General features: G+C 42.8%; 10 protein-coding genes. All 10 read left to right on the top strand.

All coding sequences use genetic code 11. The features are described 5' to 3' along the window. Window positions 1-687: LytTR family DNA-binding domain-containing protein (locus GPK83_RS15185; RefSeq protein WP_215705165.1), on the top strand; the 687-nt coding region annotated here is incomplete at its 5' end. A gap of 293 nt (window positions 688-980) precedes the next feature. Further along, window positions 981-1,616: a hypothetical protein gene (locus GPK83_RS15180; protein ID WP_117552990.1), complete on the top strand. Its 636-nt coding sequence runs from the start codon at window positions 981-983 to the stop codon at window positions 1,614-1,616. Further along, window positions 1,609-1,902: a hypothetical protein gene (locus tag GPK83_RS15175; protein WP_117552989.1), complete on the top strand. Its 294-nt coding sequence runs from the start codon at window positions 1,609-1,611 to the stop codon at window positions 1,900-1,902. The genes GPK83_RS15180 and GPK83_RS15175 overlap by 8 nt, the downstream gene beginning before the upstream one ends. Before the next feature lie 195 nt (window positions 1,903-2,097). Further along, window positions 2,098-3,144, top strand: coding sequence for a hypothetical protein (locus tag GPK83_RS15170; protein WP_117552988.1), 1,047 nt, complete (start codon window positions 2,098-2,100; stop codon window positions 3,142-3,144). 17 nt (window positions 3,145-3,161) lie between these two features. Further along, a complete protein-coding gene (locus GPK83_RS15165; protein WP_242994106.1) occupies window positions 3,162-4,460 on the top strand; it encodes a CpaF family protein in 1,299 nt (432 codons plus the stop codon). Beyond that, window positions 4,444-5,217, top strand: a complete 774-nt coding sequence (locus GPK83_RS15160) for a hypothetical protein (protein ID WP_117552987.1) — start codon at window positions 4,444-4,446, stop codon at window positions 5,215-5,217. Before GPK83_RS15165 ends, GPK83_RS15160 begins: the two co-directional genes overlap by 17 nt. 15 nt (window positions 5,218-5,232) lie before the next feature. Then, a complete protein-coding gene (locus GPK83_RS17420) occupies window positions 5,233-6,324 on the top strand; it encodes a type II secretion system F family protein (RefSeq protein ID WP_147327155.1) in 1,092 nt (363 codons plus the stop codon). Between the two features lie 51 nt (window positions 6,325-6,375). Further along, complete coding sequence (locus tag GPK83_RS15150; protein ID WP_117552985.1) at window positions 6,376-6,594, top strand: hypothetical protein; 219 nt, start codon at window positions 6,376-6,378, stop codon at window positions 6,592-6,594. Window positions 6,595-6,630: 36 nt separating this feature from the next. Further along, window positions 6,631-7,290, top strand: a complete 660-nt coding sequence (locus GPK83_RS15145) for a hypothetical protein (RefSeq protein ID WP_117552984.1) — start codon at window positions 6,631-6,633, stop codon at window positions 7,288-7,290. An 18-nt stretch (window positions 7,291-7,308) separates the two neighbouring features. Then, a complete protein-coding gene (locus GPK83_RS15140; RefSeq protein WP_147327154.1) occupies window positions 7,309-9,837 on the top strand; it encodes a DUF5702 domain-containing protein in 2,529 nt (842 codons plus the stop codon). Window positions 9,838-9,846: the final 9 nt, after the last annotated feature.

Raw genomic sequence — 9,846 nt, 5'->3', positions numbered from 1 at the left:
GGGGGGGGGGTAATAGCTGGCATAGAAAACGTTGATACCTATCAGGATATCAGAAAACTGAAAAAAGAATTCCAGGCTGGAAATCGACCGGATGTACTGATCATGGATATCTGTCATGAGTTTAATCCTGCACTTCTGAAAACGAAAGAGCGGCAGGAGGGAATTGACTGTGCATATGAGTTAAATCAGAGGTATCCAGAACTTCAGATCATCTATATGACGGAGGATGCAAAGAAATACTCCCAGCATATTTTTCTGAAACCGGTGAATCTCCTCGGCTACCTTACAAAGCCGGTGGATCTGATTATTTTAAAGAAACTTCTTGAAATAGCAAAAGAAAAGCAGAAACAAAATGATGAGAAACGAGTTACGATCATGTGTCGGAACCATAAACAGATATTCTATCTCGATGAGATCTTGTATCTGGAAAGCCGGGCCCACCGGACCATGATCCACACCTATGAGGGAGAAGAGGTGTGCCGCGATAAAATATCGGATCTTGAACAGAGGATGGGAGATACCTTTGTGCGCTGCCATCAGAGCTTTCTTGTCAATATGAAATATATCAGACGGATCGAGAATGAAAGCTTTAAGCTGGAAAATGGGGAGGAGATTTCGATCAGTAAGAGGAGGTATGTGGAGACGAAGAACAGGTATTTCGCATATCTGAACAGAATCGAAAAATAGAGATAATAAGCTTGTTTTTTGAACTATTAGAAGAACTTATTTCAGGAGATACGCGGATGTTAAAGAAAAAACTGATTTATTTGGAGATATTGGCCAGTCTGATTTTGTATGGATGCAGTCCATCCGTAAAATAGACACAGGCGGCAGCAGAGAAAACGACGATAGAGGCCGAGACAACTGCTGAAGCGGAGGAGCCAGAGATTCCATATCTAGAGGCAGCAGATTCATTTGCAGGCGGAAGCGGAACAGAGGAAGATCCATACCAGATCGCCACAGCAGAACAGATAGCCCTGATGGGAAAGGTAAATGACGACTGGTCGCAGGAATATAATAAGGCATATTATGTGCTCACAGCAGATATCCAGTTAAATGATGTTGAAAATTATGAAAACTGGAAAGAGACTCCACCGGAATATCAGTGGAAACCGGTTGGCAATTCTTTTAAGGGAAGTTTTGATGGTGATGGGCATGTGATCAGTGGAATGTATGTACGGTCAGTAAAAGACTGGTTTGGGATTGGTTTATTTAGAGAACTTTTTACGGGCAGTGTTTCAAATGTAAAAATTGAAAAAGGATATCTTTATATAAACGATTCCAATACGTATGCGGGAGGAGTTATCGGAAATATTGTCGGAAATGTAAAAGTTGAGAACTGTTCAGTTGATATGGCTGTCTGCTCAGAAGTTACTAATGGAACGGACTGTGTAGGAGGAATCGTTGGTTGGTGCCAAAGCGGAGCTGTGATTACTGAATGTGCATTCCACGGAGATATCAGTTATCGTGATAGCCGTGGGATATTCGGTGGAATCTGCGGATATGCAAGCAGATCCACAATTATAAACTGTGAAACAACAGGAAGTGTACGAGTCAGAGATGAAAAGGAATATCCAGCGTTCAAGGATTATGATGGGCGGTTCCTGTATGGGTGAGATTGCAGGGGAAATGAATGGTGGTTTTATCAAAAATTGTCTGGCTGCAGGCGATATACTGGTAAATGAAAATTATAGCGGGTATGCAGGTGCTATCTGTGGACAGGTATTCTTCACAGGAGATAATTCAGAAGAAAAGTGTTACATCTCCAACTGTAAATACCTGAACAAATATCCTTTTGCCGCAACGGTTCCTCTTGCCCGTGAAAATGATCAGTCGGTCCAGAATGCAGAAGGAATCAGTGAAGAGGAAGCGGAAGTACTTTTGCAGCGATGGGGGCTGTAATAGAAAACATCAAAACAGTTAAAAAGGGAAACTTCTTTTCAATAGAGAAGCTTCTCTTTTTTTGTCGAAAAGTGGGTCGATTTTGAACGCCATAATAAAAGTTAGGGAATATATGGTATTTTATTTTTAGTAAATAGGAGACATTTTGCTTCTGTTCAAATAATTACAAAAAAGAAAATAAATGGGGGACTTGGTATGAATATTTTACTTGCAATAGCAGACTCAAATAAAGAGTACCTGAGAAAAATATCCGAAGAGCTGCAGGGCTACAGCGATTTGACGATCTATGTTTATACCAGTGCAGATAAACTTGAGAATGCGATGGAAAATGAGTCCTTTGATGTTGTAATGTTTGACCCGGATCTGTCGGAATCAAGGATTAATTTTTCAAGGGTGAAAATGCCGATCTGCCTTTACAGTGAAGAGGCGGAAAATACAAGTCTTTATAAGGAATGTGTTCACATTTCAAAATACCAGAGAATCAGTAAAATATATAAGGATATGATCCGCGCATATGCAGAAAAAGCCGGATATTCCTACGAATCAGATCATGCGGGAAAAATGTCAGTCGTATCGGTATATTCTCCTATTGGAGGAAGCGGAAAGACTACGGTTGCCCTTGCAATCGCCGGTCTGGCAGCAAAAAAAGGAAAGAAACCTCTGTTTTTAAGCTTGGAGGCATTGTGCAGTGCCGATGCACTGAATCCATATCAGGAGCCGGGGATTGTAGCACTGGCTGAAGCCGCGGCAGACGAGAGTGTAAACTTCGAATTAAAAATGAAAGGCCTGATGAAACAAGGCGTCAATGATATCTGCTATGTCGAGGGATTTGAGCGGCTTGCGGATCATAAGGCTGTTTCAGGGGAGGAAATCGAGGACATTATCCATAAGATCCAGAAGAGCGGTGTGTGCGATGTTCTGGTCGTAGACCTCAACAGTGGTATTGGATCTATGGAAGCGGCGGTAATGAAAATCTCTGATACGATCGTCGTGACAGAAAAACCTGGGGAGCTGTGTTCTATGAAGATGCAGCTGTTTTTACGACAGGGAATCGTCAATGAATATAAGAAAAAAATGCTGGTAGTCCATAATTTCGCTGAAAGTAATTCCTCATACTGCAGACAAAATGCCTTTGCTGAGGCGGGACTGATCCACAATTATGGAAATTTACAGATGAAAAATATTCTGCATGCGATCGAAAAAAATGGAGAAATGGACATCGACAGAATTCTGGAATCATAATGTAAAAGGGGTTTTTTATGGCAAAAGAATATTTTATGGATGAAGTTGCCGTTTTAAAGAAGATCGTTCAGGAAGCAGGACGGATGCGGGAGTACTCGGAAAATGAAATGTCTGATCTGATCGATCATAAGATTCAGGAACGAATCGAATGGGCGAGACAGAATGATGAAGGTCTCTACTGGTACTATCAGAATCTGTCATTCAAAGATAAAAAGACACTGAAATACACAGTGACAGAATCTGTAGAAGGTCTTGGAATTCTTGGCAAGATCATTATGGACCCGGATATCACGGAGGTCATGATCAATGGATATGACACGATTTTTGTGGAGAAAAGCGGAAAATTAATGCAGCTGGAAGAGCACTTTGAGAGCAGTGAGGATCTGGAACGTATTGTAAAGCGGTTTGTCAGCAGCATGGACCGAACAGTCGATGCCAGTAACCCGATCGTTGACGCAAGACTCGATGATGGATCACGTGTTCATGTAGTTCTCCCGCCGGTTGCGCTAAACGGGGCAACCGTCACGATCCGACGGTTTTCGAAAAACCCGATGACGATCGAAAAACTTCTTTCCTACGGATCCATCACTCCGGAAGCAGCGGACTTTCTGGAAAAGGTTGTGGCGACCAGACACAATGTGTTTGTATGCGGCGGAACCGGAAGTGGTAAGACAACATTTTTAAACGCACTGTCAAATTACATACAGCCGTGGGAACGTGTAATCACGATAGAGGATTCCGCCGAACTTCAGATCAAGAATATTCCAAACCTGGTACGCATGGAGACGAAAAAGGCGAATTCGAAGGATTCCAATGAAATTACGATCCGTGATCTGATCAAAGCATCCCTGCGAATGCGACCGGATCGGATCATCGTCGGAGAGGTCCGTGGACCGGAGGCACTGGATATGCTTCAGGCCATGAACACCGGACACGATGGAAGCCTTTCCACCGGACATGCAAATTCTCCGGAAGGAATGCTTTCCCGATTGGAGACAATGGTCCTTACAGGAAGTGCAGAGCTTCCGCTTGAGGCGATCCGGCAGCAGATCGCTTCCGCTGTGGACTATATCGTACATCTGTCAAGACTGCGCGACTTCTCCAGAAAGTGTATGGAGATTACGGAAGTTACTGGCTATAAAGATGGAAGAGTAACGCTGAACTCAATCTACAAATTTAAAGAGGATGAGAAGTCAACATTAAAGAAAGTATCCGGAAGACTGGTAAGGACAGAAAACAAGATACAGAATCAGGAAAAATTCATTCTGGCCGGAGTATATGACTATCTGGAGGAAAATGATGGACGAGAAGAATAAGGTAAGGCTCAAATATTATGAGTGTAATATGACAAAGGGACAGCATGTGCTGGCATATCTGTTTTTCTCTGTGATGATCGGTGCCGTGCTGTTTATCTACTATCGGTTTATTCCGGTTGCAGTGATCGGTGGATTTATAATCGGAATCTGGCAGGAAAAGAATTATTCTCAGACTGTGACAAAGAGACGCCAGGAAAAACTGAGACTTCAATTTAAAGAATTTCTGGAAATTATTTCGATCTCCATCAGCGGAGGAAGCGGACGGTCGATGGAAAATGCAGTTGAGGATTCATTGAGAGAACTTCAGATGATCTACAATCAGGATTCCGACATTGTCCGGGAAATTGCCCTGATCGTGAGTGATTACAGACATGCTGGAATTCCCATGGTGAAGGGATTTGAGGAACTGGGTGAGCGGAGCGATATTGATGATGTGCTGAGCTTTGCCGCAATCTACAAGACGATTGAAGGAAAGACAAGCGATTTCGGATATATCATTGCCCAGACCCGCGACATTATCAAGGACAAAGTTGAGATTGCCATGGAGATCCAGACAGAGATCAACTCTGCAAAGTCTGAGGCGTACATGATGTTAGTCCTTCCATTGGTACTTGTAATTATGATGTCCACAATGGGAAGCGGCTTCATGGACTCATTATTTACAACAGCTATCGGACGCATTGCAGCAACAGTTGGTGTGGTCTGCACATTTGTATCGTATGTGATAGCAACGAGAGCCGCAGAAATTGACGTATAAACGGAGGTGGAATTTGTGGCAGCGATAATACTGATGATAGTGGCAACGGTGGGAATAGTGCTCTTTTTTGTGAAAACGGGAAAGGCAGGAAAAACATCAGCTGCTGAAATTGTTCTTTCCAGAGCCTGGTCGAACCGGTTTTCGAGAATAGATCTGGAAGATAAAAGATTGGCATATTTGAAAGAGTACGAAAAATACCGCAGAGATAAAGAAAAAAAGGCAAAGAAGAAAGTTCGCGACTGGGACAAGCAGATTGAGAACTATAGGAATCAGGAAGAAAAATATTACAGCGGATCGACATTTTCATTCTTGGATTATATCTGCCTTTTCGGGTACCAGATGCTGATCGATCTGAAGCTGGACGGAGACAATGAAGTTTTAAAGAAGTTGACAGCGAGCTGTGAACAGTCTGGTTTTATTGAACTCGAGAGAAACCAGGAGACAAGTGGAAAGAGAAATTCGGCTATTTATGCATATTTCCTTCTGGCATCATTGGTGGCATTTATGTGGATCGGTCTAATTCTGGCCTGCCTGATGGGAACACTGATGATCGCGGCAGGAAAAGAAACAGGCGGTATTTTAATGCCGATGATGGCATCATTTATAGGATGTACCCTGTATGGATACCTTCCGTATGACGGTATACTCACAAGAGCAAAAAAACGTCAGGAAGAGCTGGATCGGGATTTTCCGAATGCAGTCTCAAAAATTACACTTCTGGTAACAGCTGGAATGAATATTACCCGCGCGATCGAGGAGACAGCCCAGAGCGACACTTCCCTGATTTATCAGGAACTGACACTTGTGGTGAAGGAGATGAACCGATCTTCAACACTTCAGGGAGCGTTTACACGTATGCAGTGCAGATGCAGCAATAAATATCTGGATAAGATGATCACGGTTATCAGTAAGAGCTATGCGTCAGGTAACGCAAACCTTTCGGATGATCTGAAAGAAATTAATGACGAGTGCTGGCTGGATAAAAAACACAGCGCCAGACGAATGAGTGAAGCGGTTCAGAACCGGCTGTATATTCCGACAATGTTGATGTTTATCGGAATTCTGGTTGTGATCATTGTTCCCGCTATGGCAGGTTTTAACCTGTAATTCAGAAAAGGGAATTGATGGTAATATACAAATCAAGAGGAGGAAACGAGAATGAAAATGTTAGACAAGATCTGCATTAATGCTATGCTCAGAGCAAATGTGGCAAAAGACAAACTGGAGAGCTTTTTAGAAGAGCAGGATGGCGTTTCAAACGTAGTTGCAACACTTCTTATTTTAGTAATTGTTGTTACGTTAGTTACCACATTCTGGGGCAGACTTCAGGAGTGGACTAACAAGTTGATGGATATTATTTTCAAAACAACTATTTAATAGGTGTGAATTACTGCAAAGACGGGGGAATAGCGTATGAACAGAAAAAAAGAAAAAGGACATATTGCTGTGGAAGCAATCGTCATACTTCCAATTGCTGTGTTAAGTACATTACTGCTTCTTTATCTGGCGCTATTCCTCTTTCAGCGCGCAAGTCTTCAGGCCGCACTGGAGACAACCCTTGTCTATTATAAGAATACGGTAACGGACACTTATGTGACAAAAAATGCGGAGATGGAGTATACGGAAGGCAGCGATTATCAGGTGGGAGCGGGAAACTCATATTCCGCTTCGCGTCCTCTTTCTCCCTATAGAGGAATGTTTGGAGACGGGAACAATCTGAATTCCCAGAAGGATTTTGAAAAGTATTTTAAATCTACAGCGGAACGCATTCTGTATCGGAACGACCTTTCACTTACGATCGATTACAGCAATTATGTACTGTTAAAACAATTTGAGGCGACTGCAACGCAGACAGTCTCATCGCCGTTGGATTTCTCAATTCTTGGAATCGACAATAAGTACCAAATTTCCGCTACGGCCCGTGTTGCGGTGGTGGATCATGACAGTCTGATCCGAAATGGAGATTATGCGATCAGTCTCGTGAAAGACACAAAGCTCGGAGAGGTGGCCCGGAATTTTGCAGGAAAAATTTCTGCGGCCTACTCGAAATTAAAAGAAATTCTTGGAGCATAGAAAAGGGGAGTTTCAGGAATGAAAATAATGAAAAAAATCTGGAAAAAAGAAAACAAGAAGAAGAGAACAGGCAGTCATGGAATCATCACAGTCTTCCTGACCCTGATGATGGTGCCGGTCGTTGCAATCAGCAGTGTTATGGTTGACGTGGCACGGTTAAATCTCTATAGTTCCCAGGCTGTTATGGCGGCGGATACTTATGGTGACGCAGTTTTAAGTGAATTTGACAATCTTCTGAAAGAGTTGTATGGCTTATTTTCAGTTACACAGAATAAAGAGGGACTTGAGGCAGTCAATAAGCTTGCGGATACGGTGGGATATTCCTTCAATCCGGTTGGTGATGGAAAAGCTTTATCCGGTTTTATGCCTTACAAGGATGCCGATGTAAAGATTTCCTATGAGAAAGTGGACGGTGCCAGTCTTTCCAATAATAACGTGCTGATGACTCAGATCAGTGACTTTATGAAATACCGTATTGTGGAACAGGTTATGGACGAGAATGGTATTTTGAGTTCGCTGGGGGAATTTGAAACTGTTGATGATGATATGGATGCAATCAAAAAAAGAAAAGAAATTTCCGAAAAAAGCCAGAAGGCGATGGAAGACATCCAGGATTATTATGATACATTGAAAGCGATTGCAGCATATCCGGATTATCTTGATGGTCTGGAGAGAAGGTTTGTTGCCTACAGTGATAAGCTGGAAGCAGTTGTAAAATCGGAGGAATACGAAAAATATACTTATTATTTAGAACACCAGGAAGAAATTGAAGCTGCCCTGGAAATGTTTGACAGTGAAGAGGAAGATACAGATACAGAAAGCAGCAGTTCAGAGGATGATCCGGAGGATGCTGAAAAAGTGGCAGACATGGCGGATCTGTATGACAAATATAAAGATTTTGATGTAGATGAATACCTTGACGACCTTGAGATAGAGTTATTAGTATACGAGAACCCATTGACAGATCCGAAAGGAGAACCAATCAATTTCGATAATGCAGGCGAAGCGATTAGCGCGCTGAGGGTACAGACAGTTATGCTGGATAACACTCTCAAGACATTAAAGGAACAGGTAAGGGAATTAAAAGAGCATCTTGTCGACTGTTCTGATGACATCAGAGTGGGAATCGAAGCGGAAATAAAAGATCTGGAAGATATTTTGAAACTTTCGGATCAATTCCAGGAAGTATATGACCTGATTGAGCCGACCAATCAGGACAAATTGAAAAATGAAAGAAATAAAAGTGATCTTGCTTATGAAGTAGGTGAACTGAAAGATGTCCGGGAAAAGATCTTAAGTGGTGAAATTGAAGCGGGTACTGACCGCACGTGGAAGTCAAAAGTCTGGGGACAATGGTATGACTTCAGGGATGATAAAGGAGAGTTTTATCAGGAGCTTCAGAAATTCTGCGAAGGAGGAGCAAGTGGAAAAGGCGATAAAGATGCCGGAGATAAAAAAATAGATGAGGCAAAAAAAGCACAGGAAAAGGCGGAGGAAGAACTGAATAAGCCTGAACAAACCGAGGCAAGAAATATCCCGGAGGGGATTGCAGCACAATTAAAATCCGGCGGAGCTACGGGAGATGTTCCAGGATTCAGTGATTATTTCTCAGGAGGACTTTCCCTGAAAAACCTGTCAGCAGGCGGAGAACATGCGTTGGATAAATTTCTCGTTACCAGTTATGATTTCGGAATGTTTTCCAGCAGAGTGACAGGCGTGAAATCACCAAAGAAAAACAGTCTTGAAACGAATATGACGGAAGAAAAAAAGGATTCCAAAGAAGACATCAGCCTGACCGGATACGAAATGTCACCGGATATCAACTACCTGTATGGAGCGGAACTGGAATATCTTCTCGGCGGATATAATAATTCGGTATCAAATCTGAATAAATCGAGAAATATCATCTGTGGAGTCCGTGAGACGATGAACTTTGCAGCCAGTTACGCGATCACGGAAATAAATGAGGCAATCTGTGCAGTGGCAGATACGGCAGCGACCGCAGTAGCTGCAACAGGAGTAGGTGCAGCGGTGGCTCCCCTTGTGCGGATTTCTGTCAGCGGCGCGTTGAGACTGGCGTTTGCTTCTATAGAGACAGCGGCGGACTGGATGGAACTAAAAGAGCGGGATAAGGTAACCTTTATGAAAACGGAGATGGAAGACCTGAACGGAATTGACGGAATCGCATCTCTGCTTCATATCGACATTCCGGAGTCCTCGGAAGATAAATTCGGCCTTACCTATGAGGATTATATGTTTGTACTGCTTTGCATTTTTACAGACTCAAATACGCTTACCTCACGAACGGCCAATTTGATCACACTAAATATGAATCAGGCAAAGCATAAAGGCGGTGAATGGTCGTCTCTTGACTTTAAAATGCAGGATACCGTGACAGCGGTAAAAGCGACCTGTAAAGTGAAGGCGGATTTTGTTGTTCTTCCCGATAATTTTGCGGAGATGTTTTATTCCGGTACAAGCACAGAGTCACAGATCGAACGTCTTGAGAACCATTATTTCGGATATTCTGTTATTCGAGGTTACTAAGGAGGGAAT

It is taken from the genome of Clostridium sp. MCC328, from assembly GCF_018785465.1.
Taxonomy (GTDB): Bacteria; Bacillota; Clostridia; order Lachnospirales; family Lachnospiraceae; genus Pilosibacter; species Pilosibacter fragilis.
The sequence above is the reverse complement of the archived record's forward strand: the minus strand, read 5'-3'. Positions and strand labels throughout refer to the sequence as shown.